Genomic DNA, 23,703 nt, shown 5'->3' with positions numbered 1-23,703 from the left:
GAGAGAAAGCATACTTGATGAGGCTTGTGCCATTTCAATTTTAAACTTTTTACTAAATTACGACAAAAACAGAAGTAAAAAAAACGTTACAGTCTATTTTTTTGTAATTTTTGTAAGTAAGGATTATAAGCTTTAATTTATATAAAAATAACTATACGACAGCAACAGGAATTGATTATATTAGTCCCTAATTATGCGAGTTAGAACCTTATTCATTAAAAGAAGTTGAAAGTTGAAAGGTTACTCTTAAATCGATACATTTGACTAATGAAATTTCAAACTGAACACCACTGGATGTTCTGCGTTATTGTGCCGTATAAAAATAACTAATACTAAAAATTTATGAAAAAAATTATTTGTTTCAGTTTATTAACTTTAATATTTTTCGCGTGTAAAAATGATGAAAGTTCACAAAAAAATTCAATTCCAGAAAAATTAAATAAAGATATTGATGTTCAATCCAAAAAAAAATGAAAATAACAATAGTTTAGGCACATACAATTCAAAATATATTGACTTTGAAAATGTATTAATTAACAACCACAAAGTGATTTTATCTAAAAGTGATTTTGAATCCATTCATAATAAAATTGATTCTACAAAAACGATGATTTGGGAATGTGGAAGCCCTTTTGAATGGTTAGATGAAGAATGGATGATAAAAACCTATGGAAATAAAACGGAAGAAAGTGGTGCTTTTGATACGTTTAATGGAGAAATAACTACCCTTTTTGGAAAAGATATTGAATTTAACACAAACAATAATATCGTTTTATTTGACAAGGCTTTTGCGAAAAATAATTCTTTTGAAATAATTTCGCATAGAATAAAATTAAACAAAAACACAAGTTTAGAAGATTTTAAAAAAATGTTTCCGAATTCAGAAATGGAAATATTAGAAGAACGAAATGAAGTTCGATTCCGATTTTACCTTAATGATAAAGCTGATGATGCATTTCTTTTTTATTTTAAAAAAGGAAAACTGAACTATTTTACTTTGTGGTGGCTTTTATGTTAATAAAAAAACAGTTCTCAAAAGTGTTCTTTTAAAATATATTTGCTTTGAGAAGACTCAAAACTTTGAACCTGATTTTGCCCAAAAAACTGAAACTAAAAAACAAACAACTAATTAATGAAAAATAATATTTTTAAAGTAAAAAACTTGCATTTAGGATTGTCCTCTTTTACAGTAATCGGAGTTGGATTATCATATGGAATTAGTCCAAACGAAATTTTACCATTTTTCTTTGATTTTAAAGTCGAAAGTGTTGATTTGAATAATGTTTTTAGAGCAATAATGGGATTGTATTTAGGTTTAGCAATTTATTGGATAATTGGAATTTTCAAACCTAAAAATTGGCAAAACGCAACACTTATAGTCATAATTTTTATGGGTGGATTAGCACTCGGGAGAATAATTAGTATTATGTTAGATGGAATTCCATCACTTCCATTTTCAATTGGAACTCTTTTGGAAATAATATTTATGATTTGGGGAATTAGAAACTTAAAAACCGAAAACATTATAAAAAGAAATCGAATTTAACCAAGAGTAGGAAGATAAAATAATGAGCGAAAAAAAATAATGCTAACTAAGAGAATTATTATTTATTCCTCTGTTGATGGACTGAAAAAAAGAATTTGTCTCCATATAAAAGATATTTTAATTCTAGACAATCAGTTGCTTGTTGCGGTGAATTTTGGGACAGTTTATTGTTACTGGAAATTAAAAATAAAACAATAGAAATTTGGTGATTTGTTAATTTCGGAATAAAAGTATTGACTTGAGAAAAATAAACAATGAACTGCCAACAAAGTTTGGAGCAATTACCCCATCTGTTCGAACTTTTGGGTGTAGTTTCAGGCTCCCGATAGATTGGGATTAAAGTCAGTATTGTACTTCAAATTCAATCTTGAATCTATACGTTTGATTAATCAAATTCTCAACGGCAATCGAAGCTTCGAAAATGTTGTGGCCTATTTTATCAAAAAAATAATTGATGATTTATTTCTTAAATTCAATTTTAAAAATTTTATTTTTACCAGCAGCAATTGCAGTTTTATCATCAATAAATCGAATGGTGTACAACTCTTTTTCATCCGAAAGTTGTTTCCATTTCTTATCCTTTTGACGGTAATAAAAAACACCAGAATTTGCAACTACAACTAATGATTTTCCACCACTATTTGGTAAAAACTGGACACACGATGCATACCCAAAGGCTTTATTATCGTCTATTAATTTCCAAGTGACACCACCATCTTTTGTAATGGCTTTATTTGAATAATTTTGATCTTGCTTTTCGTAATTTCCACCAGTTATAAAACCAATGTTTTCATCATAAAAATCAGCTGTAAAAATACCAGTCATTGCTTCACCTTGAACAATTGGCGTTTCAAAAATTTCCCAGATTTCTCCCTTATCAATTGATCGGTATATTTTAGATTTTTTTCCGCCAGAAGCCAACCACATTGTATCGTCTTTTAGCACTAAATTCGTGTTACTCGTTGCAAAAAAAGCTTCGCCTTCAGCAAATTTAGGCAAATTTTTACAAGAAATTTTTGTCCAACTCTCACCTCCATTTGTAGTTTTGATAATGGATGGACAATCTTCCGTTGGATCGCCAACAGCAAATCCTTCTTCTTCATTCAAGAACTGCATACTATCATAAAATACCTTTTCGTGATTTTCTTGATATACTAGTTTTATTGCCGAATTATCTTTTGCAATTCGGTACAACAAAGCAGGATTCCCAATACTTAATATAAAAATATATTTAGATGTTTGGGCTATACTTCTAAACTCTAACTTCAAATTTTCTTTTGCAATATTTCCTTTGAAATCAGCTAAAGTATCGAGTGAAATAAATCCATAATTACCATTGTTTCCAGCATACCAAACTTTGTTTTTATCAATTAATATAGCCCTAGTACTAAGTTTTTCATTAGACAAAGGATTCATAGCGATTTTAGTGAAATTTGGATTACTAATTAGTTTTTTATCTGATATACAGCTAAATAGAAGCAAAAATAGCGAAATTACAAAAAAATATTTTCTCATTTTAAAATTTTAAAAGTCTAAAGTACAGTTTTTTATAAAAAAAATAAACATAAATATTAAAAAAATAGATTCTATTCAAATTAAAAAAATTAATTTTGACTTCTTTTAAGAATTAAATATGAGTAACGTTTCACATCAAACACTCCATTCAAAATGGACAATAGCAGGATTACTAGTTAGTTTAGGAATTATATACGGCGACATCGGAACCTCTCCTTTATATGTAATGAAGGAATTAATAGGATTAAACTTTGCCATAAACAAAGATTTGGTTCTTGGAGGAATATCACTAGTTTTTTGGACTTTAACGTTACAAACGACTATAAAATACGTTATTTTAACATTAAGTGCTGATAATCACGGCGAAGGTGGAATTTTTGCATTGTATGCATTGGTTAAAAAAACAAAAATAAAATGGTTGATTGTTCCTGCAATCATTGGGGGTAGTGCACTTTTAGCTGACGGAATTATCACCCCACCAATATCAGTTGCATCTGCCGTAGAAGGAATAAAAATATTCTATCCAGGACTTGAAGTTTCTGATATTCAAGGAATTGTAATTGGGATTTTATTTGTACTATTCTCTATACAACAATTTGGCACTAAGCTAGTTGGTAAGTTTTTCGCACCTGTAATGTTATTATGGTTTTCAATGTTAGCAATTTTAGGAATAATGCAAATTGTGCAACATCCTGAAGTATTACAAGCAATAAATCCATATTATGCTTACCATATTTTGGTTGCTCCAGAAGGTCTAAATCCCGAAGGATTCTTTATTCTTGGTTTTGTTTTTTTATGTACAACTGGTGCAGAAGCATTGTATTCTGATATGGGACATTGCGGACGAAAAAATATTAGAATCAGTTGGGTATTTGTAAAAATTACTTTATTGTTAAATTATTTTGGACAAGCCGCCTACTTAATTCAGCACGAAGGACAAACATTGACCCAAATTAATAGTTCAAATCCGAATCCATTTTATTTAATGATGCCTGAAATTTTCCAACCAATTGGGATTGGAGTGGCAACACTAGCGGCAGTTATTGCCTCTCAAGCCTTGATAAGTGGATCATTTACATTGATTAACGAAGCCATGCGATTGAATTTCTGGCCAAAAGTAAAAATCAAATATCCAACCGAAGTTAAAGGTCAAATGTATATCCCATCAATAAACTGGTTATTGTTTATTGGCTGTGTTGGTATTGTTTTGTATTTCAAAGAATCAAGTAAAATGTCTCATGCTTATGGTTTAGCAATTATACTTTGCATGATTATGACTACGATTTTACTTAATTTTTATTTGATAATGAAAAGAGTAAAATGGTATTTCATAGTACCATTAATGACAATGTATGGTGCGATAGAATTGAGTTTTTTAGCTGCTAATATTACTAAATTTAAAGAGGGTGGTTTTGTAACAGCAATTATAGCATTAGCCATAATAACTGTAATGTCAATTTGGTTTTTAGCTAAAAAAATTAGCAAAAATTATACTAAAATTGTCAAAATTGCCGATTACAAAAAAGTGCTTGCTGAATTGAGTCTTGATTTATCAATTCCTAAATATGCAACACATTTAGTTTACATGACAAATGCCAATCGTGTTGACGAAATCGAAGAAAAAGTAATGTATTCCATAATGCAAAAACGTCCAAAACGTGCCGATGTTTATTGGTTTGTACACGTCAATATTTTAAGTGAACCATACAAAACCGAATATAAAGTTACCGAAATTATCAAAGACGATTTGTACAGAGTCGATTTCAATTTAGGGTTCAGAGAACCTACAAAAATTAATTTGATGTTTAAAGAAGTCCTCAAAGATATGGTTTCTAATGGAGAAGTTGATATTTCTAGTCGATATGAATCCTTGAATAAAAACAACATTCTTGGCGATTTCAAATTCGTCTTGTCTGAAAAATTCTTATCCAATGATAGTGATTTATTGTGGCACGAAAAACTAATTATGAACTCGTATTTCTTTTTCAAAAAAATGAGTTTATCAGAAGAACAAGCCTTTGGATTGGATAGTAGTTCTGTAAAAATTGAGAAATTCCCAATGGTTTTGCATCCACCAGAAAAAATTCAATTAACCAGAGTACACTAAATCTTATGATTTCTTACAATCCTAAAGAATGGTTCACTTTTATATTTAGATTTCATAAAGCCGACACTTTTAGAAAGCTATTACCATTGATTATTGGAATTTCAATTTATACTGGAATTATAGGTTTTTTAGAAATCGAAGTTTTTAAACTAACAGAAACAAGTCACATCAAAAACATTACTATAATGCATAGTATGCTTGGTTTTGTAATTTCGCTTCTTTTAGTTTTTAGAACAAATACTGCCTACGATCGCTGGTGGGAAGGGAGAAAGCTTTGGGGAGCTTTAGTCAACAATAGTCGGAATTTAGCATTAAAACTTTCATCTATTTTGGTTGAAAAAGAAGATAAAATTTTCTTCAGAAAAATTATACCTTATTATGCTTATGCGATGGATTTACATTTAAAAAATCAAAATGTAAGTCAAGAATTATTTGAAGAATTCAATATTGCTATAGAAAGTAAAAAACACAAACCCAATCAGGTGGTCAAATTACTTTTAAAAAAAATAAACGAACTTCACTTATCCAATAAAATTTCAGGAGAGCAATTGATTTTTCTAAATCCAGAACTTTCCTCCTTTACAGATATTTGCGGTGCTTGTGAACGAATAAAAAATACGCCTATTCCCTATTCATATAGTGTTTTTTTGAAAAAATTCATCTTTTTTTATATAATGACTTTGCCTTTAGGATACGTTTTTAGTCTTGGTTATTTCGCAATTCCTGTCGTTGTTTTCATATTTTATGTATTGGCAAGTTTGGAACTTATAGCCGAAGAAATTGAAGAACCTTTTGGCGATGATGAAAACGATTTGCCAACAGCAAAAATTGCAGAAAACATAAAGAAAAATATAGACGAAATTCTATAATTTATACATAAAAAAAGCTTTAAAAATTTCATTCTGCAACCGCAATTGTTATCTTTGCACCCTTATTATTTATTCAAATGAAAATTTCATATAACTGGCTCAAACAATTTATCAAAACCGATTGGGATTCTGAAAAAACAGCTTCAATGCTTACCGATTTAGGTCTTGAAGTCGAAGGAGTCGATGCATACCAATCTGTTAAAGGTGGTTTACAAGGAATTGTAGTTGGTCACGTACTTACTTGTGTGCAACATTCAAACGCTGATAAACTAAAAGTTACAACTGTAAATATAGGTGCAGAAGCTCCATTACAAATCGTTTGTGGTGCTAGCAATGTTGCCGAAGGACAAAAAGTAGCCGTAGCAACCATTGGTACTATTTTATACGACAAAGAAGGGAAACCATTTGAAATTAAAAAAGGAAAGATTCGTGGCGAAGACAGCTACGGAATGATTTGTGCTGAAGATGAATTAGGTCTTGGCGATAGCCACGATGGAATTATGATTTTGGATCAAGAACTTGTCCCTGGAACACTCGCCTCGGAAGTTTTTGATATTGAAAATGACGAAGTTTTCGAAATAGGATTAACACCAAATCGTGCCGATGCAATGAGTCATTGGGGAACAGCACGCGATTTAAAAGCAGGGATGTTACAAAACGGAACAAATGTAGAGTTGATAACTCCATCAGTTTCTAATTTCAATATTGAAAAACGGACACTGAAAATCGATGTTGCTGTGGAAGATTCCAAAGTAGTTCCAAGATATTGTGGTGTAACAATTTCTGATATAAAAATTGCACCATCACCAGAATGGCTTCAAAATAGATTAAAAGCGATTGGGCTTTCGCCAAAAAATAACGTAGTCGACGTTACCAATTATGTCTTACACGAATTAGGACAACCTCTTCACGCCTTTGATGCAGCAAAAATTCACGGAAAAATCACTGTTAAAAATGCAATCGAAGGAACAAGATTTAAAACGTTAGACGATGTAGAGCGAACCCTAAGCGAAGAAGATATTATGATTTTCGATGATAATGGTCCTCTTTGTATTGCAGGTGTTATGGGTGGAAAAAATTCTGGAGTTTCAGAAAACACCAACTCCATTTTTCTTGAAAGTGCTTATTTTAATGCTGTTTCTGTTAGGAAAACAGCTAAAAGACATACTATAAATTCTGATGCTTCCTTTCGATTTGAAAGAGGAATTGATCCAACTATTACAGAATATGCCTTAAAGCGAGCTGCCATTTTGATATGCGAAGTTTCAGGAGGAAATATAACTTCCGATGTGGTGGATATTTATCCAAAAAAAGTAGAAGATTTCCAAGTATTCCTAAATCTTCAAAATGTAACCAAGGTTATTGGTCAAGAAATTTCTAGTGAAGTTATTAAAAATATTTTAGTTTCTTTAGACATCAAAGTAAATAGTATTTCTAAAGTAGGCCTAGGTTTAATAATTCCTTCGTATCGTGTAGATGTAACCCGTGAGATTGATGTTATTGAAGAAATTTTGAGAATTTACGGTTACAATAATATCGAATTTACTCAAAAATTGAATGCTTCCATTTCAAACTCTTCTAGAACTGAAGATTATAAAATTCAGAATATTGTTGCTGATTTACTTACTGGAAATGGGTTTAATGAAATGATGGCAAATTCACTCACTACTCCAAATTATGTAGCGTTGAGTGAAAGTTTGAATGAAAATAATAATATAATCATTCTAAACCCTTTGAGTAACGATTTATCAACAATGAGACAATCACTTTTGTTTTCTGGATTGGAAGCCGTTTCATTTAATATTAATAGAAAAAATAACAATTTACGTTTGTTTGAATTTGGAAAAACATACCATAAATTATTATCTGGAAATCAAGAAAACAATCATTTAACTCTTTTTATGACAGGAGATAGAATGGCTGAAAGCTGGACAACAGCACAAAAACCTTCTGATTTTTTCTTGTTCAAAGGATATGTTTTAGGAATTTTAAATCGATTAGGGCTTTCAAAAATTATAACTTCACCACTTAATACGGATGTTTTTGCCGAAGGAATGGTTTACGAAATGGGAAATTCAACACTTGTAGAATTTGGAACCGTTAAAAAATCGATTTTGAAATATTTTGACATCAAACAGGAGGTTTTCTTTGCTGATTTTAATTGGAATGCAATTTTAAAACAAATATCAAATAATATAAAGTATACTGAAATTCCTAAATATCCAGAAGTTCGTCGTGATCTAGCTTTACTAATAGATGATGCTGTGGAATTTTCACAGTTGTTTGAATTGGCAAAAAAGACCGAAAAAACAATGCTAAAAGAAGTTGATTTGTTTGATGTTTACCAAGGTACGAATCTTCCAAAAGGAAAAAAATCGTATGCCTTGAGTTTTATTCTCCAAGACAATTCAAAAACGTTGACTGATTCTCAAATTGAAAAAGTGATGAGTAAATTGACACAAAACTTTCAAAATGAGTTAGGAGCTACTTTAAGATAAAACAACTTCAACAATAGTTAAACTTACATATTGCGACACAATGCATTCATTTATTGATTAAATTTATAATCAAAATAAATGTATTATGTGGTTTGAGAAAATAAACATCGAAACAAAGTTAGCACAACTTCAAAGTAAAACATCGAATCAAATTGATGTTCTGGAACAAGTTAAAACTATTTTAAATCAAGACGAAGCTACTAGAGTAGAAATTAAATCGAGAGTGATAGGAAAATTTAATACTATTTCAAACGATTTTGATTTTGATTTACTTGAGAGAGATAAAATTTTTCATATTGATTCTATAAAATCAATTTGTGTGGATTATCGTTTGCGATTTTTGGACAGTCATTTGTTTAAAAATGATATTCCTGAAGAAGCCATTTCAAAAATTAAAAATTTAGAAAAATCACATCAAACCAAATTGGAAGGTTTCAGAATTATGGCTCCTGCCAAATTATTTAAACTCAAAAATTATGACGATCCACTCCTATTTGCTCCAATTGGAAATGACTATTATTATTTGATTCACAAATGGGGAAATGACATAAACCCGTTTCGAAAATTATTGATGTTGCCTTTCAAAAGTTTAAGTAACTCGATGGTTGCACTTATTGTTTTGAGTATTTTGACCACTTTAATTTTACCAGTTTCAAAATTTGGTCCTGATAATATTAATGTTGTAAAATTTATATCGTTTCTTTTTGTGTTCAAATCCTATTGTGCCATTTTCTTGTATTACAGCTTCTGGAAAGGAAAAAACTTCAGTTCCGAAATATGGAATAGCACTTTCTATAACTAATTAGCTTTTTTTCTAAAAATAAATTTTTCATTAAAAATAATAACGGAAAGTAGAATTAAAGAGTAAGATATAATTTGTGTTAGGTTGATTTCTTCTTTAAAATAAAAAATCGCCAAAAAGAAATTTATAAGCGGATTGGTGTACATCAAAATACCAACTGCCGAAGAATTCATACCTTTCAGAGCAAACAAGTTCAAGAACAGAGGAATAATGGTAAACAAAATCACAATAACAATCATCAAAATATAAAACAATGCTGCTGTTGGAGTTTCTCCACGATAAAACGGAAAAAATGGTGCAATAACAACAGATGCAATAACCATTTGAACTGTCAACACCACAAATTTATCAAAACGATTGTTTTTGCGTTGGCTTATCAAGTACAAAGCAAACGATACAGCAATAATCAAGCTATAAACCAACCCAGTTAAGTCGCCGTAGGATAAAATAGTACAACTAACAATGCATAATCCTACTGAAAACCATTGCCAAGCACTTAGTTTTTCTTTCAAAATAAAAAATGCAAAAATTGTAGTTATAATTGGACAAATTAGGTATGCAAACGATGCCGATTTCAAACTCACGTGATTCACAGCATACATAAACAGAAACCAGTTGAGTGTAAGCAAAAAACCACCAAGAATGGTTAAGGAAAGAAACTTATATTTTTCTTTTTTTTCTAAATTTTTAAAAACTTGAAGATCATTTTGAACTATTTTTTTCCTAAACGTTAGGTTAATTAATAGTAATAATCCAGTTGCATAAAAAACCCTGTAAAACAAAATATCCAACGATGGATAGTCGTGCAACGGTTTTAAAGCCAAACTAAAGAAGCCCCAAATGATAAACGATGACAATGCCGAAGCATAATATTTATTGATTTGCATATAAAAAAAATTCAGCACAAAAGTAATCAATAACTTTGTCCTGAATTTTTATTTTTTAGAATTTGTTTTTTTGTTTAATGTGCGCCTTCAACTTCAATATTGTCGACATCTATATTTTGTTTTTTCAAAATTCCTTTAACCAAAACAGCAAAAAGCGCCAAATAACCAAAACAAACTACTGCAACAATATACGATTGATGAATTCCAATAATATCGGAAAGTTTCCCTTGAATTGGAGGAATAATTCCGCCACCTAAAATCATCATAATCAAGAATGCAGAACCTTGCGAAGTATATTTTCCTAATCCTATAATTGACAAACTGAAAATGGCTGGCCACATAATACTGCAAGCCAATCCACCTGCCAAGAAAGAATAAATTGCAATGGTTCCAGTTGTGAATAACCCAATTAACATTGCGATGATTCCAAAACTTCCAAAAATTAGTAGCGTTCTTGCTGGTTTGTCTTTACTTAAAAAGAAAGCACCAATTTGAATCAAAACACAAAAAACATAGTAATACAATGGTTTCATATCTTTTCCTGAAAGAATGTTTACCCCAAGAATAATTCCAAAGGCAAGCAATGGAATAATAATTAATGCTATTGTTTTCTTGCTTCCTTGTAAGTTAAAAACACTAATCGCTCCAGCCCAACGACCAATCATCAAACTTCCCCAATACATAGAAATATATGGTGCAATGTCTGACGATTGCATATTTCCAAATTCTGGTAACTTTAATAATTCTCCAAGGTTACTACCAATAGCTACTTCAACTCCAACATATGTAAATATGGCTAACATTCCTAAAACCAACTGTGGATATTGCATTGCACCCCAACCATTTGCATTTTTCTTAGCCGATAAAAATGAATACAAAATTCCGCCTAAAACTACTAATAATGCTCCTGAAAGCCATAACATTCTTTTTTGTTCCAAAGGCTCTTTTAATGCCTTTATTTCTATTTCTTTTGTATCAATGATAGGGTTTTTGTCATTTTTACTACCTGTTATTTCCATTACTTGTTTAATAGCTATTACTTCCGTATTTAAACTTTCAATTTTTAAAGCTTCTTCGCTTTTATAACTTTGAAAAATTGGCGTAAACATAACTCCTAACAAAACTGTCATAACAACCAAAGTTCTCAAAGCTTTATTGGCTTTTTCCATTGGTTCAATTGCAATTCCGCTTGGTACTTTTTTAGAAAAGTAGAATAAAGCTGCAGCAGCAATAAACAACAATCCTACTCCAATATATAAAATAATAACTTTGCTAAGTTCCAGTAATTTTATTTGTTCATCAGATACAGAAGCTGCTGTTCCAAATAAGGCTAATGCAACAACAATAGGACCAATTGTGGTTCCAAAAGAATTGATTCCACCGCCTAAGTTTACTCTACTCGCTCCAGTTTTGGGATCTCCAAGTAATATTGCAAATGGGTTTGCAGCAGTTTGTTGTAATGAAAATCCTAACGCAACTATAAACAAACCAACTAACATTCCTGCATATACATTTGCTTCAACAGCTACAATCATTGCACCTGCTCCTAATGCCGAAAACAAAAGTCCATAAACAATACTTTTTTTGTAACCCCATTTTCCAACAATATCTTTCCCTGATAAATCTCCCAAAGCAAACAAAAGTAAAGCACCAATATAATAAGCCGTATAAAAAGCAAAATCTATTAATTGACTTTGAAATTGGTCTAATGTGAAATAATTTTTACAAAAAGGAATAAAAATACTATTTCCAGCGGCTATAAATCCCCAGAAAAAAAATACAGTAATTAAGGTATACAGTGCAGGATAATTGGTTTTGTTGGCTTCTAAATCCATAAAAAATAAGTTTTGTTTACAATTAGTTTCCTCAAATATAACAATAATGTTTAATTTTTCTTAAAATGCCTTGGAAAGCTTTCATTAGAAATTAAAAATATTATTTTTGTTTAAAATAAATGGTATGAAATATTTCTTTGGTGCACTTCTTTGCTTTTTTACACTATCTGGTTGTGATGATGGTGATTTAATTACCGAAAGTTTTAATTTTGATGCTATCACAACATTGCAAAAGTGTAGTACTTCAAATGTAATATACAAAATAAATGGTGCTGAAGCTCTAATTTTAAGTACGCCTGAATTTAATTTTATAAATGAAGAAACTGAAGTCAATTCCCCTAGAGTTAAGAATATTGGGACTACTGATGCCACCTCTGTTACCTACAAAAAACTTAGTAGCACTGCAACCACTAATGAACTATGTGGAACGCCAACACTTGTTGTCCTTGAGGAATGGAAAGTAGTTGGTGGATCTATCGAAATTGTAACTACTAAAGTAGTAGATACTAATGGAATAACGATAATTGCCTATAATCACAAAATAACATTCAAAAACGTAACTTTTGTGACCAATGGAAAACAAATAAGTTATACCTCATACGAGTATGGCAACTACAGAACGGATGTTGTTGATTTAGCATTTGCTTTTGAGCCATTACCTACTCAAAAATGCTCCAACAATTCCGTTTTATTCAAATACAGCAATAGTAAAGTTTTGTTATTAGATATTGACCCCTCACTTTTTTTAAATGAAGTAACAGCGGTTGGATCTCCAAGAACAGATTTAATAAATACTACAACAAACAGGGTGATTTACAGGGTTTATAGTGGTGATTTGAACTCAAACTTTTTCTGCTTGGCAATTCCGCCTGCTTTACCCACTCTAGTTGAAGAATGGATTCCAGAGATTGGAGTAGCAGCTACCAGTGGGATTATCAAAGTTGAAACCGTAGCATTGAATGCTACAACATTTGAACATACTATCTCGCTTTATAAAACAACTTTTGTTAAAGGGAATTTTAAATACAGTCCAAATCCAGATGGCGACTATATTTTCGGAACCTATACAACAACTCTTTAAAGCAGTTTCTTTTTTTGAATAAAATAAACTTCAGTGGCTCCAACTCCGTATTTTTGATAATTGGCATCTTGAAAGCTTATGTTTTCATAACGTCCTAATAAAAAATCCAATTCCGATTTTAAAACGCCCTCGCCTACTCCGTGTATAAAAACAACTTTCGGGATTCGATTGCGCTGGGCAAAATCCATTTGGCGTTTGATGGTTTCGGTTTGAATGTTTAGAATGTCGTAATTACTCATTCCTCGTTTGTTAGGAACTAGTTTTTCGATGTGTAAATCGATTTCCAAAACAAAATCATCTTTGCTCGATTTTTTTTCCTTAACAAAACTTCTTGGTTTTGGAATTTCCTTTTCTTTTGCTACTGATGAGAAATTAGTTTGCGCTATATTTTGCAAAAAATCTGAATTAGAATGAATTCGTATCAGCTCTTTTTGATTGAAATTTAATTCAAATCCATCTTCGGTTTCAATAGTAACCAGTGCACCATTGATTTTTAAAACAATTCCATTTATGGCATCATCTAAAACCGAAACTTTATCTCCTATTGCAAACATTACTCTTGATTTTCTTGATTTTCCTGATTTTTACTTGGCGTCTTGCTACTCAATTGGGACATTCCATAAAAAAATAAAAGTATACCCAAACTTTGAATCCAAATATTTGGTTTCAGTTTTGTTTGATCCCAAATTAAAAATCCAGCAACAACAATCATTAGCACTATGAAATATTTATTGGCTTTCATTTTTTATTATTTCTACAAAAATACCAACTTTAAATGCAAACTCTTTTATAGTTGACAATAATTTTGTAAAATTGTTATCGCAATTCAAATTTATGAAATTAGATGATTATATGATCCCGTGTATGAACAAATCCGTTTTTGGTCTGGATTGTTTGGGTTGTGGTACACAAAGAGCACTGCTTTTAGTCTTTAATGGCGAATTTTTAAAAGCTTTTTATATGTTTCCAGCCATCTACACTACAATAGCCTTTTTTGTAGTTTTAGCACTTAATTTCATCGATAAATCTAGAAATTATCATAAAATTATAGTTACTTTGGCAATTTTGAATGCACTCATTATGATTATTTCTTATTTTTATAAATTTTCTAACCTTTAAATTAAACAAACAATGCAAAAACAAAAATTACCAAATGCTACAGCTGTCCTTATCTTAGGAATTTTCTCCATTTTAACTTGTTGCTGTTATGGCGTTTTAGGGCTAATATTAGGAATTGTAGCTTTAGTTCTAGCCAAAAAAGATTTGGCGCTTTATGCTCAAAATCCTGAATTATATAGTGATTATAGCAATTTGAATACAGGAAAAATACTTGCAATTATTGGAATTGTATTAAGTGCTATTTATTTAGTTTGGAATATTTACTTATTTTCTTCTGTAGGAGCTGAAGGACTAGAGGAAATGCAAAGAGAAATGCTTGACAAATTACAAAACAGATAATATAAAAATTTTTTTATAAAAACAAAATCCGTCAAGTTTAATTACCTGACGGATTTTTTAGTTTAAATTTATTCAAATCTTTTATTTCTCAAATTGCTTTAAAGTCTTAATAATAATTGACACACAATCTAACAATTGTTCTTCATTCATCACCAATGGTGGTGCAAAACGAATGATGTTTCCGTGTGTTGGTTTAGCTAATAATCCATTGTCACGCAATGCGATACAAATATTCCAAGCGGTATCACTTTCTTCAGTATCGTTAATTACGATTGCGTTCAACAATCCTTTTCCGCGAACTAAAGTTGCAATATTCGAAGTTTGAACATATTTATCAATTTCTGAACGGAAAATTTTACCCAATCGACGAGCGTTTTGAGATAAGTTCTCATCAGAAACCACATCGAGAGCTGCCATTGCTACTGCTCCAGCAATAGGGTTTCCACCAAAAGTAGAACCGTGTTGACCTGGTTTAATCACATTCATAATAGCATCGTTTGCCAACACTGCCGAAACAGGATAGGCTCCACCAGACAAGGCTTTTCCTAGAATTAAAATATCAGGTTGTGTGTAAGTAGCTTGTTTTTCGCACGCTTTTTCACAAGAACAATTCCCGCAAACTGCTAGTAATGATCCTGTTCTCGCTATTCCTGTTTGTACCTCATCAGCAATAAACAAAACGTTATGTGCTTCGCAAAGTGCTTTGGCTTTCGCCAAATAATCTTCTGAAGGAACATAAACTCCCGCTTCTCCTTGAATAGGTTCAACTAGAAATCCTGCTATATTTTTTGAAGATTTTAATACATTCTCTAAAGCTGTTAAATCGTCGTAAGCAATTTTAATAAATCCTGCGGTGTATGGTCCAAAGTTTTTACGCGCATTTTCATCGTTTGAAAACGAAATAATGGTAGTCGTTCTTCCGTGGAAGTTGCCATCGCAAACAATAATTTGTGCTTCATTTTCGGTAATTCCTTTTTTCTCGTATGCCCATTTTCTACAAAGTTTCAGTGCCGTTTCAACTGCTTCAGCACCAGTATTCATTGGTAATACTTTATCAAAACCAAAATATTTGGTTACATATTCTTCATAAATTCCTAGCTTGTCATTGTAAAAAGCACGAGAAGTCAACGTCAATGTTTGTGCTTGCTCAATCATTGCACCTACAATTCTAGGATGGCAATGACCTTGATTTACAGCGGAATAAGCCGAAAGGAAATCGTAATATTTCTTTCCTTCTACGTCCCAAACATACACGCCTTCTCCACGAGCTAAAACAACTGGAAGTGGGTGGTAATTGTGTGCTCCGTATTTGTCTTCTAAAGCAATAATTTCTTGTGAACTGATTTTTTCTACTACTGACATGGTAATAATGGTATTGATTTTAGTAATCTCAATTCCTTCTTTTGGAGAGAAATCATCCATATTTTTGACAAAAGTAATGAAAATTTGTTGGAAGTTAGAAGTAGGAAGCTGGAAGTTTCGCTATTCCTTTTCAAACTTCCAACTTCCCTCTTCTTACTTCTCGGAATACATTTCTAATAACTTCGTCACGGTATTCCAATTTCGAATAGTAGCAACAACATTTAGTTTTTTTTCAATATATTTTTGGTCTAAACGTGTTTTTCCAGCACCGACATCGTATTTGATATATATTCGACTGGAATCAATTGCGGCTTCATCAGGTTTGAATTGGCTGATTTTGAGTTCGTCCAACGCACTATTTGTCAATTCTTTGGATATGAAAGCTACATATAGTTTTTTAATATCGTCTGTGTTTTTCAAATAGGGATTGTTTTTGAAACAGGATTCTAAATCACTTTTATTGATGACAACCAGTGGAACATCAAGTCCAAGAGATTTGAAAATTTCTTGTTTGATTTGGAAACCCACTTTCGATGGACTTTCTTCGTCGGTATCTACAAAAACATTTCCAGATTGGATATAGGTTTGCACATTTTGGAAACCTATATTTTGTAATGTAGTTGTTAAAACTTCCATTTTAATCATATTGTGTCCAGAAACGTTGATGCCTCGCAGGAGAATGAGATGGGTTGTCATAGGTTAGCTTTTATATTAATATCATCAAAAATATCTTTTTTTAATTTACTAAAAGGTCTTTTGTGAAGTTTGTCTTCTTCGTAATATGATTCAAAAAGTATTTTATAGGAATCATTAAATGATATTTTATAGGAAGCTTCTAATTCATTCATATATTTTTCAGTAAAAATTAATTTTTTATTTATAATTTCTTTGATAACTCCTTTATGATTCTTTTCGTAGGTATCTTTTGTATTGAAAAATTGTAATGTTCGTTCTATTTCTTCCTTTACTTTCTGATTAATTCCTTCTTTATAATTAATTCCAATTTCAATATTTTCTTTTTTACCAATTAAACTTTCATAATCATTAGGTGTAAAACTAAAAGTATAATAATTTGTTATATAATCTTGATTATATGGATGTCTTAAATTAATATTAGTAGCATTCTTTATACTAGAATTGCAAATTGAACAAGTTGGAATGAGATTATTAAAAGACAAAGCAAAAAGAGGAAAATCAGTTTGTGATTTAAAGTGATCAAAAGCAGGAAAAATATATTTATTTTTTTCAATATCTTTTACATTAACCTTATACTGGTGTGAAGTTGTATAATTACGATTGCAATATGGGCAAACTTCAATTCCTAAATTTTTAGATAATTTATATAAATTATATAAGTGTTCTTCTCTACCTCTTATTGTTTCATAAATAAATATTTTTTTTAAATCTTTTTGTAATATATCAACTCCATCTTTATCTATTTCTACAATTAATTTAACAAGTTTTTTATTTAATGTCAAAAGTTGTTGTAAATCCCCAATCAAAATTTTTTCCGAATTTTCTCTAATAAATTGTTTTAATTTAGTTTGATTTGAAGCGGACAAAGACAATTCTACATTTCTAATAATGTACTTTTCTAATCCTTTTTTATGCTCTTTTTTTGCAAAAGATAGTTGCTTTGGATCAATACTAATCATCACTTTTTGTTTTTAAGTTATTAAGCCTTTCTATTTCAGCATCTATATAATCATTATCTATAATGTTTTTAAGATACATTTCTTTAAGTTTATATTTAACTAAAGGTTCATCAATAATTTCAATAATTTGTTTAGCTTCTTCTTTTGTTTTTATTTTTGATTCTTTTTTATTTAAAAAATCAATTACATCATTTATTTTGCTTTTAGCAAAATCACCAATCAATCCATCTTCAATAAAAAAACTATCAGCTAATAAATCTGTAATATTTGCACCGAAGGATTTTTGTGGTCTTTCAGTACCTTTTAAAACTTTTGTTTTGTCTCCATCTTTTTTCAAATAAACAATATTGCTGTTTGGAATGTCTGACAATGTTAATGGGTCGTGTGTTGTGAAGATGATTTGGATAGGTTTTGTTTTAGAATGTTCAAAAATAATTGGAATCGCCTGAACGATAGCATTAACAAATTTCTTTTTCCAATAAGGATGAAAACCCAAATCTGCTTCATCTAGAAAAATAAATTGATAATGTCTGTCTTTAACAGCGTACAAATTTGAAAATAATTGAATTAGGTATTTTTCGCCCTGAGAAATAGGAGTAATGGATTCAAAAATTAAAAATTCTTTGTAAAAATCCATTGATGACTTTTCATCTATCAGTTTATTGAAAGTATTATGAGATTGATAAATTTCTAAAATATTATCAATTTTATCTTTCGTAATATCGTATTCAAGATTTTGATTTTCTTCAATAAAAGAATAGAAATTTTGAAATTCAGTCAAAACTTTTTTAATAATCTCTTCAAAATTCTCAGGATTATATTCAATATCATCAGGTTTGTAATCTAAAACTACTTTTATTTTAGAAGAAAAATTATTTAATTGATTCAAAATTTCTGTTGATAAAATTTTTTCTAATTCTGAATTAAAGTCTAAATAATTTTTATCTCCATTAATATTAGTATTTATTAGCATTTCAAACTTGAACAATACAATTTTTGCTAAAATTAATAACTTAATCGTATGTAAAGTATCATTTGTAATCCTGAATCCTAATCTATAAAAAAAACTTGACTCTTTATAATTATTTTCTGAATTATCAGGTAATACTTTTTTCCAAAGATCTCTTGCAGTATTATTTAAATAAGTATCAAAATCATTGGGTTTAATTCTAATTTTTTTGTAAAAATTGATATTCCGTTCAAATGTTTCATTCAAAACATCTGTTAACTCTTTGTCAGATAAGAAATTTAACTTTTTTTCAAATTGCTTCCTTTTTGTTTCAATCTTTGAATCAATTGCAGTTTCATTTTTTGTTGGATCGTATAAAAATATATTATCGCAAACCATTGATACTTCTCTATTACTCTCAATTATAGAAAGAACCTTAGTCTCATTGATTATTTTTTTACTGTCAGTAAAAATTAATTCATCATAAATATTAGTTTTTTTATCTTCTTTTATATTTTCTTTATGATTTGAAGAGAATGAAAATGTACATCTTGCAGTTTTATTATCGTAAAAAATCTTATCGGATTTATAATCTTCATAAATCAAAATTAAAATTTTCTCATAATTATTTTTTAGAATATCCAAAATATTACTCTTCCCAGCACCGTTTTCTCCTACAATCGCAGAAACCAAGCTTATATTTTCACCCCAAAAACCATCAATAAAATCTGGGTTTACGGTTTTGGTTATTTCAATTTTATCAGGATTTTTGGGATTAGGTTCAAAACTATAAATATTTTTACCTCCAAAATTTATAGTTTGCTCTTTAAATAAAAAATGTTCTTTAATATATACTGCTGCTAATCTCATTTATTTCTTCTTTCTTCAAATATATCATTTTTAAATTATAATTTATACGCAACCGTCACTTCGAGTGGTTTTTAAAGTTTGCTACAATTATGAAGTTATTGAATGTTTGTTACTTTAAAAATTGTATCGAGAAGCATTTTTAAGACTTCTCGATACAATTTTGGCTATTCATAATTTCATTTTAAAACAACTGTATCGAGCCAAAATCACTCGAAGTGACGTAAAAGGGAATAGTATAATAATCTTGAAGTCACGAAATATTAAAACTTCTTTTTAGCTAGATTGGGCAATGCATCATAATCCCCATTAATCAAAGCTTCTTTTTTTGCTTTTGACCATTTTTTAATTTGTTTTTCTTTTTCGATTGCTAAGTTAATATCGGTAAACTCACCATAAAAAACCAACTCAATAGGTCTTCTTGTAGAAGTGTAACAATCAGGATAAAAGCCTGTTTGATGCTGAAATATTCTTTGTTCTAATTTACTGGTTACACCTGTATAATAAGTTCCGTCGGAGCATTTGAGTATATAAACATAGGACACTTTCATTGAGCTAAAATACTATATTTTTTATAAAATTCTGTGAACACAAATGATTTTAAAAACATCTCGATATTATTTTGGCTATTCATAATTTAATTTTAAACAACTGTATCGAGCCAAAATCACTCGAAGTGAAACGCAACCGTCACTTCGAGTGGTTTTTAAAGTTTGCTTTAACTATGAAGTAATTGAATGTTTGTTACTTTAAAAATTGTATCGAGAAGCATTTTTAAGACTTCTCGATACAATTTTAGCTATTCATAATTCAGTTTTAATTCCACATTATCGAGCCAAAATCACTCGAAGTGACGTGACTTAAATGCTTAATCATAAACGGTAAACCCTGCCCCAGATTGCAGCGGAAAACCCGCAGTTTCAAAACCTATTTTTTTCTTGCTAATGCAAAGCGACCAGAGGAAGCTCTTGCAGTGGCGTAGAAAAAAGGGTTTTGAAACGAGGATTTGAAGCGGAAGGCTGGATTTGGCACAAATAATGAATAATTTACAATTGATAATTGATAATTGATACTTTTCAATTGTTATATTTGCGCTATGGGAAGAAAAGTTACAGACAAAATCGTTTTTGATACAGTTAAAGTCCTTGATGCGGGTGCAAAAGGCGTTTCGGTGGCGAAAGCTCCCGATGGGAAGGTTATTTTTATTTCGAATGTGGTACCTGGCGATGTGGTGGATGTGCAAACTTTCAAAAAACGTAAGGCATATTATGAAGGGAAAGCCATCAATTTTCACGAATATTCGGAGCACAGAACAGAACCTGTTTGTGAACATTTTGGGGTTTGTGGTGGTTGCAAATGGCAGAATATGAAGTATTCGCAACAATTGTATTACAAGCAAAACGAGGTTTACAATCATTTAAAACGTATTGGAAAAATTGAAATGCCTGAATTTGAACCAATTTTGGGTTCGGAAAAGCAGTTTTTTTATAGAAATAAAATGGAATTTGGTTTCTCGAATGCCCGTTGGATGACGGAAGCCGAAATAAAAAGCAATGTAGATTTTGACGATAGAAATGCATTAGGTTTTCATATTCCGAAAATGTGGGATAAGATTTTGGATATTACCAAATGCCATTTACAAGGCGATCCTTCGAATGCGATTCGGAACGAAATTCGTCGTTTTGCAATTGAACATAATTTAGAATTCTTCAACCCTAGAAATCACGAAGGTTTACTAAGAACGTTGATGATTCGTACGGCTTCGACTGGCGAGATTATGGTTTTGATTCAGTTTTTTGAAGAAAATAAAGTGCAACGAGAATTGCTTATGAATCATTTGGCAGAAACTTTTCCTGAAATTACGTCATTGCAATATGTGATTAACGGAAAACCTAACGATACTATTTACGATCAAAATGTAGTTTTGTTTAAAGGTCGTGATTATATTTTGGAGGAAATGGAAGGTTTGCAGTTTAGCATTAATGCGAAATCGTTTTACCAAACCAATTCGGAACAAGCCTACGAATTATACAAAATTACAAGAGATTTTGCAGGTTTAACAGGAAATGAATTGGTGTATGATTTGTATACCGGAACGGGAACTATTGCGCAATTTGTATCGAAACAAGCTCGAAAAGTGATTGGTGTTGAAGCTGTTCCTGAAGCAATTGCTGATGCCAAGGAAAATGCAAAACGCAACAATATTACCAATTGTGAGTTTTATGTAGGTGATATGAAAAATGTTTTCAATGATGCTTTTATCGCACAACACGGTCATCCTGATGTGATTATTACTGATCCGCCACGTGATGGAATGCACGCTGATGTTGTGAAACAAATATTAACAATTGGGGCAGAAAAAGTGGTGTATGTAAGTTGTAATTCAGCAACACAAGCTCGTGATTTGGCCTTGATGGACGAAATGTATAAAGTAACTCGAATTCGCCCTGTGGATATGTTTCCGCAAACGCATCACGTAGAAAATGTTGTACTTTTGGAGAAAAGAAAATAGATTTAAGATTGCTGATTAACGATTTTTGATTTCAGATTTTTATGAAAAAGTGGAAAATATTTTTTATTCTTATTTTAATTGCAACCTTTATATGGAGTTGTGAGAAAGATGATATTTGTGAGGCTGGAACTCCTACTACCCCGAAAATGATAGTAGAATTTTATGATAATTTTAATCCTAATTCAAAAAAAACAGTAACCGATCTTACCATTGTTGCGGAAAACAGTACCGATAGTTTAAGGTTTAACGGGGTTAGCAAAATTGAAATTCCATTAAAAACGTTTGCAGATAATACCAAATATAAATTTATAATTAACGATGGTAATCCTATTCCTTCGTTGATTAATGATGATTTTATAACTCTAAATTACACCAGAAAAGATTTGTTTATTTCTAGAGCTTGTGGGTTTAAAACTGTTTTTGAACTCACAAATCCAAACGGAATTGTTTTGACAACTGATTCAAACAACTGGATTAAAGGAATTGATATTCAACAATATAATATTTTAAATGAAAATGAAGTTCACGCTAAACTATTTTTCTAGTATACTTATTCTATTAGCATCACACTCAGTTCTTGCTCAAGATAAAAAAACGGATACACTAACTCCTAAAACGGAACGTTATGGTTTGCGGATTGGTGCCGATATTTCAAAATTAGTTAGAACTGCGTTTGACTCCGACTACAAAGGTTTAGAACTTGTTGCGGATTATCGATTAACCAAAAGATTATACATTGCAGGAGAAATTGGTAATGAGAATAAAACTACTGTTGATAATATTCTAAATTTCAATACTAAAGGAACGTATTTCAAAGTAGGTTTCGATAGTAATTCCTATCAAAACTGGCTGGATATGGAAAATATGATTCATATAGGTATGCGTTATGGTGTGAGTACGTTTAGTCAAAATCTAAATAGCTACAAGATTTACGATACTTCCAATTATTTTCCCATTTCTCAATTTGTTACCGCAAACAAGAAATACGAGGGACTCTCCGCACAATGGATCGAAATTGTAGCGGGAATGAAAGCAGAAATTTTTAATAATTTATATATGGGCTTTAGTTTCCGAATCAATTATTTAGTCTCAGACAAGCAACCCGATAATTTTGATAATTTATACATTCCTGGCTTTAATAGAACTTATGATGGTAAATTTGGTGTAGGTTTTAATTATACGGTTAGTTATTTTATACCGTTTTATAAATCTAATGGAGCAAAAAAACAATCAATTATAACCTCCACAATTAAGAAATAATTGTTTTTACTCCATTGTTGTCTGATAAAAAATAGCGAAATTCAAATTTGCATAACAACAACATTGGTTGAAAAATACAAACACTTACAGTTTAAAATCTTTTCAAAGTACTTTCTTGTCATAAATTAAGCTGTTTTAGATAGACTAAACGTCTTAAAACTTCTACTCTACAAACCGTTGGGTGAAATTACCGTATTCATATCAGTTCGAGTGTTTTTTTTTGTAGAGAAACGGAACAAAACTTCTCGATACGCTTCACTACTCGAAGTAATGTGTATGGAGAACCGTTTTTAATGAAAACTCAGGATTTCAAAAAAAAATAGATCATATAGGCACATATAAAAAAGAGTTGAATAGACCAAAAAGAAATCGATTTCAAAAAGGAAAAAGCAATAATTTTTGATTTTTGTCCAGACAGTTTTAAGTCCATCGTGTTCCTAGTAGAGAAAATAAAACCGTATGTCTATAATTTAAAAAAAAGACTAAATATCTGATTAAAA

23 protein-coding genes are annotated in these 23,703 nt (G+C 30.5%); 12 read left to right on the top strand and 11 right to left on the bottom strand.

The features are described 5' to 3' along the window. The first annotated feature begins 451 nt into the window (after window positions 1-451). Together RMO70_RS05425 and RMO70_RS05420 are read left to right on the top strand one after the other, a co-directional pair. Window positions 452-1,018 carry a hypothetical protein gene (locus RMO70_RS05425; protein WP_310555407.1) on the top strand — a complete coding sequence of 189 codons (567 nt, stop codon included), beginning with the start codon at window positions 452-454 and terminating at the stop codon, window positions 1,016-1,018. Window positions 1,019-1,132: 114 nt separating this feature from the next. Further along, window positions 1,133-1,546 (top strand): DUF4345 domain-containing protein, encoded by a 414-nt coding sequence (locus RMO70_RS05420; RefSeq protein WP_310555406.1) that lies wholly within the window; start codon window positions 1,133-1,135, stop codon window positions 1,544-1,546. A gap of 459 nt (window positions 1,547-2,005) precedes the next feature. Here RMO70_RS05420 and RMO70_RS05415 read toward each other — a convergent pair whose 3' ends face one another. Further along, window positions 2,006-3,061 carry an oxidoreductase gene (locus RMO70_RS05415; RefSeq protein WP_310555405.1) on the bottom strand — a complete coding sequence of 352 codons (1,056 nt, stop codon included), beginning with the start codon at window positions 3,059-3,061 and terminating at the stop codon, window positions 2,006-2,008. A 118-nt stretch (window positions 3,062-3,179) separates the two neighbouring features. Here RMO70_RS05415 and RMO70_RS05410 point away from each other — a divergent pair, with 118 nt between their 5' ends. The 4 genes from RMO70_RS05410 (at window position 3,180) to RMO70_RS05395 (ending at window position 9,337) form a co-directional block, all read left to right on the top strand. After that, window positions 3,180-5,168 carry a KUP/HAK/KT family potassium transporter gene (locus RMO70_RS05410; RefSeq protein WP_310555404.1) on the top strand — a complete coding sequence of 663 codons (1,989 nt, stop codon included), beginning with the start codon at window positions 3,180-3,182 and terminating at the stop codon, window positions 5,166-5,168. Window positions 5,169-5,173: 5 nt separating this feature from the next. After that, complete coding sequence (locus tag RMO70_RS05405) at window positions 5,174-6,037, top strand: bestrophin family ion channel (protein ID WP_310555403.1); 864 nt, start codon at window positions 5,174-5,176, stop codon at window positions 6,035-6,037. A 77-nt stretch (window positions 6,038-6,114) separates the two neighbouring features. Beyond that, the gene (gene pheT, locus RMO70_RS05400) at window positions 6,115-8,535 is read left to right on the top strand and encodes a phenylalanine--tRNA ligase subunit beta (RefSeq protein ID WP_310555402.1); all 2,421 of its coding nucleotides are present in this window, start codon (window positions 6,115-6,117) and stop codon (window positions 8,533-8,535) included. 85 nt (window positions 8,536-8,620) lie between these two features. Beyond that, on the top strand, window positions 8,621-9,337 hold the full coding sequence (locus RMO70_RS05395) for a hypothetical protein (protein WP_310555401.1): 717 nt from the start codon (window positions 8,621-8,623) through the stop codon (window positions 9,335-9,337). Here the strand turns inward: RMO70_RS05395 and RMO70_RS05390 are convergent. Both RMO70_RS05390 and RMO70_RS05385 read right to left on the bottom strand, forming a co-directional pair. Next, the gene (locus RMO70_RS05390) at window positions 9,334-10,224 is read right to left on the bottom strand and encodes an EamA family transporter (protein ID WP_310555400.1); all 891 of its coding nucleotides are present in this window, start codon (window positions 10,222-10,224) and stop codon (window positions 9,334-9,336) included. The genes RMO70_RS05395 and RMO70_RS05390 overlap by 4 nt on opposite strands. Before the next feature lie 74 nt (window positions 10,225-10,298). Continuing rightward, window positions 10,299-12,059 (bottom strand): MFS transporter, encoded by a 1,761-nt coding sequence (locus RMO70_RS05385; RefSeq protein WP_310555399.1) that lies wholly within the window; start codon window positions 12,057-12,059, stop codon window positions 10,299-10,301. Window positions 12,060-12,183: 124 nt separating this feature from the next. On the opposite strand from RMO70_RS05385, the gene RMO70_RS05380 reads away from it, so the two are divergent. Beyond that, window positions 12,184-13,140, top strand: a complete 957-nt coding sequence (locus tag RMO70_RS05380) for a hypothetical protein (RefSeq protein WP_310555398.1) — start codon at window positions 12,184-12,186, stop codon at window positions 13,138-13,140. Here the strand turns inward: RMO70_RS05380 and RMO70_RS05375 are convergent. Together RMO70_RS05375 and RMO70_RS05370 are read right to left on the bottom strand one after the other, a co-directional pair. Continuing rightward, the gene (locus RMO70_RS05375; RefSeq protein ID WP_310555397.1) at window positions 13,137-13,694 is read right to left on the bottom strand and encodes a Smr/MutS family protein; all 558 of its coding nucleotides are present in this window, start codon (window positions 13,692-13,694) and stop codon (window positions 13,137-13,139) included. The genes RMO70_RS05380 and RMO70_RS05375 overlap by 4 nt on opposite strands. Then, the gene (locus RMO70_RS05370) at window positions 13,694-13,882 is read right to left on the bottom strand and encodes a hypothetical protein (protein ID WP_310555396.1); all 189 of its coding nucleotides are present in this window, start codon (window positions 13,880-13,882) and stop codon (window positions 13,694-13,696) included. The genes RMO70_RS05375 and RMO70_RS05370 overlap by 1 nt, the downstream gene beginning before the upstream one ends. 92 nt (window positions 13,883-13,974) lie before the next feature. Here RMO70_RS05370 and RMO70_RS05365 point away from each other — a divergent pair, with 92 nt between their 5' ends. Next, window positions 13,975-14,259: a DUF2752 domain-containing protein gene (locus RMO70_RS05365; protein WP_310555395.1), complete on the top strand. Its 285-nt coding sequence runs from the start codon at window positions 13,975-13,977 to the stop codon at window positions 14,257-14,259. A gap of 12 nt (window positions 14,260-14,271) precedes the next feature. Continuing rightward, entirely contained in the window at window positions 14,272-14,598 is a 327-nt protein-coding gene (locus RMO70_RS05360; protein WP_310555394.1) for a CCC motif membrane protein, read from the top strand. An 81-nt stretch (window positions 14,599-14,679) separates the two neighbouring features. Here RMO70_RS05360 and rocD read toward each other — a convergent pair whose 3' ends face one another. The 6 genes from rocD to RMO70_RS05330 all read right to left on the bottom strand — a co-directional run bounded on the left by rocD (window position 14,680) and on the right by RMO70_RS05330 (window position 20,511). Further along, window positions 14,680-15,960, bottom strand: coding sequence for an ornithine--oxo-acid transaminase (gene rocD / locus RMO70_RS05355; protein ID WP_310555472.1), 1,281 nt, complete (start codon window positions 15,958-15,960; stop codon window positions 14,680-14,682). A gap of 153 nt (window positions 15,961-16,113) precedes the next feature. Beyond that, the gene (locus RMO70_RS05350; RefSeq protein WP_310555393.1) at window positions 16,114-16,656 is read right to left on the bottom strand and encodes a DUF1697 domain-containing protein; all 543 of its coding nucleotides are present in this window, start codon (window positions 16,654-16,656) and stop codon (window positions 16,114-16,116) included. Continuing rightward, the gene (locus tag RMO70_RS05345; RefSeq protein WP_310555392.1) at window positions 16,653-17,615 is read right to left on the bottom strand and encodes a hypothetical protein; all 963 of its coding nucleotides are present in this window, start codon (window positions 17,613-17,615) and stop codon (window positions 16,653-16,655) included. The genes RMO70_RS05350 and RMO70_RS05345 overlap by 4 nt, the downstream gene beginning before the upstream one ends. Next, window positions 17,608-19,434, bottom strand: coding sequence for an AAA family ATPase (locus tag RMO70_RS05340; protein ID WP_310555391.1), 1,827 nt, complete (start codon window positions 19,432-19,434; stop codon window positions 17,608-17,610). The genes RMO70_RS05345 and RMO70_RS05340 overlap by 8 nt, the downstream gene beginning before the upstream one ends. A gap of 260 nt (window positions 19,435-19,694) precedes the next feature. After that, the gene (locus tag RMO70_RS05335) at window positions 19,695-19,982 is read right to left on the bottom strand and encodes a GIY-YIG nuclease family protein (protein WP_310555390.1); all 288 of its coding nucleotides are present in this window, start codon (window positions 19,980-19,982) and stop codon (window positions 19,695-19,697) included. A gap of 376 nt (window positions 19,983-20,358) precedes the next feature. Further along, complete coding sequence (locus RMO70_RS05330) at window positions 20,359-20,511, bottom strand: hypothetical protein (protein WP_310555389.1); 153 nt, start codon at window positions 20,509-20,511, stop codon at window positions 20,359-20,361. A gap of 16 nt (window positions 20,512-20,527) precedes the next feature. Here RMO70_RS05330 and rlmD point away from each other — a divergent pair, with 16 nt between their 5' ends. The 3 genes from rlmD to RMO70_RS05315 are packed head-to-tail and all read left to right on the top strand — an operon-like array spanning window position 20,528 to window position 23,203. After that, the gene (gene rlmD / locus RMO70_RS05325) at window positions 20,528-21,943 is read left to right on the top strand and encodes a 23S rRNA (uracil(1939)-C(5))-methyltransferase RlmD (protein ID WP_310555388.1); all 1,416 of its coding nucleotides are present in this window, start codon (window positions 20,528-20,530) and stop codon (window positions 21,941-21,943) included. A 41-nt stretch (window positions 21,944-21,984) separates the two neighbouring features. Beyond that, a complete protein-coding gene (locus RMO70_RS05320; protein WP_310555387.1) occupies window positions 21,985-22,488 on the top strand; it encodes a DUF6452 family protein in 504 nt (167 codons plus the stop codon). Further along, window positions 22,460-23,203 carry a DUF6048 family protein gene (locus RMO70_RS05315; RefSeq protein WP_310555386.1) on the top strand — a complete coding sequence of 248 codons (744 nt, stop codon included), beginning with the start codon at window positions 22,460-22,462 and terminating at the stop codon, window positions 23,201-23,203. Before RMO70_RS05320 ends, RMO70_RS05315 begins: the two co-directional genes overlap by 29 nt. The last annotated feature ends 500 nt before the right edge of the window (window positions 23,204-23,703 follow it).

It is taken from the genome of Flavobacterium sp., assembly GCF_031422135.1.
Taxonomy (GTDB): Bacteria; Bacteroidota; Bacteroidia; order Flavobacteriales; family Flavobacteriaceae; genus Flavobacterium.
The sequence above is the reverse complement of the archived record's forward strand: the minus strand, read 5'-3'. Positions and strand labels throughout refer to the sequence as shown.

What these genes read in the sequence shown, in the direction of transcription:
- RMO70_RS05315 (WP_310555386.1), top strand. Translation starts at nt 22,460, where the DNA reads ATGAAGTTCACGCTAAACTATTTTTCTAGTATACTTATTCTATTAGCA.
- RMO70_RS05390 (WP_310555400.1), bottom strand. Translation starts at nt 10,224, where the DNA reads ATGCAAATCAATAAATATTATGCTTCGGCATTGTCATCGTTTATCATT.
- RMO70_RS05375 (WP_310555397.1), bottom strand. Translation starts at nt 13,694, where the DNA reads ATGTTTGCAATAGGAGATAAAGTTTCGGTTTTAGATGATGCCATAAAT.
- RMO70_RS05410 (WP_310555404.1), top strand. Translation starts at nt 3,180, where the DNA reads ATGAGTAACGTTTCACATCAAACACTCCATTCAAAATGGACAATAGCA.
- rlmD (WP_310555388.1), top strand. Translation starts at nt 20,528, where the DNA reads ATGGGAAGAAAAGTTACAGACAAAATCGTTTTTGATACAGTTAAAGTC.
- RMO70_RS05365 (WP_310555395.1), top strand. Translation starts at nt 13,975, where the DNA reads ATGAAATTAGATGATTATATGATCCCGTGTATGAACAAATCCGTTTTT.
- RMO70_RS05335 (WP_310555390.1), bottom strand. Translation starts at nt 19,982, where the DNA reads ATGAAAGTGTCCTATGTTTATATACTCAAATGCTCCGACGGAACTTAT.
- RMO70_RS05385 (WP_310555399.1), bottom strand. Translation starts at nt 12,059, where the DNA reads ATGGATTTAGAAGCCAACAAAACCAATTATCCTGCACTGTATACCTTA.
- RMO70_RS05320 (WP_310555387.1), top strand. Translation starts at nt 21,985, where the DNA reads ATGAAAAAGTGGAAAATATTTTTTATTCTTATTTTAATTGCAACCTTT.
- RMO70_RS05345 (WP_310555392.1), bottom strand. Translation starts at nt 17,615, where the DNA reads ATGATTAGTATTGATCCAAAGCAACTATCTTTTGCAAAAAAAGAGCAT.
- pheT (WP_310555402.1), top strand. Translation starts at nt 6,115, where the DNA reads ATGAAAATTTCATATAACTGGCTCAAACAATTTATCAAAACCGATTGG.
- rocD (WP_310555472.1), bottom strand. Translation starts at nt 15,960, where the DNA reads ATGTCAGTAGTAGAAAAAATCAGTTCACAAGAAATTATTGCTTTAGAA.
- RMO70_RS05340 (WP_310555391.1), bottom strand. Translation starts at nt 19,434, where the DNA reads ATGAGATTAGCAGCAGTATATATTAAAGAACATTTTTTATTTAAAGAG.
- RMO70_RS05395 (WP_310555401.1), top strand. Translation starts at nt 8,621, where the DNA reads ATGTGGTTTGAGAAAATAAACATCGAAACAAAGTTAGCACAACTTCAA.
- RMO70_RS05405 (WP_310555403.1), top strand. Translation starts at nt 5,174, where the DNA reads ATGATTTCTTACAATCCTAAAGAATGGTTCACTTTTATATTTAGATTT.
- RMO70_RS05425 (WP_310555407.1), top strand. Translation starts at nt 452, where the DNA reads ATGTTCAATCCAAAAAAAAATGAAAATAACAATAGTTTAGGCACATAC.
- RMO70_RS05380 (WP_310555398.1), top strand. Translation starts at nt 12,184, where the DNA reads ATGAAATATTTCTTTGGTGCACTTCTTTGCTTTTTTACACTATCTGGT.
- RMO70_RS05420 (WP_310555406.1), top strand. Translation starts at nt 1,133, where the DNA reads ATGAAAAATAATATTTTTAAAGTAAAAAACTTGCATTTAGGATTGTCC.
- RMO70_RS05350 (WP_310555393.1), bottom strand. Translation starts at nt 16,656, where the DNA reads ATGACAACCCATCTCATTCTCCTGCGAGGCATCAACGTTTCTGGACAC.
- RMO70_RS05360 (WP_310555394.1), top strand. Translation starts at nt 14,272, where the DNA reads ATGCAAAAACAAAAATTACCAAATGCTACAGCTGTCCTTATCTTAGGA.
- RMO70_RS05370 (WP_310555396.1), bottom strand. Translation starts at nt 13,882, where the DNA reads ATGAAAGCCAATAAATATTTCATAGTGCTAATGATTGTTGTTGCTGGA.
- RMO70_RS05415 (WP_310555405.1), bottom strand. Translation starts at nt 3,061, where the DNA reads ATGAGAAAATATTTTTTTGTAATTTCGCTATTTTTGCTTCTATTTAGC.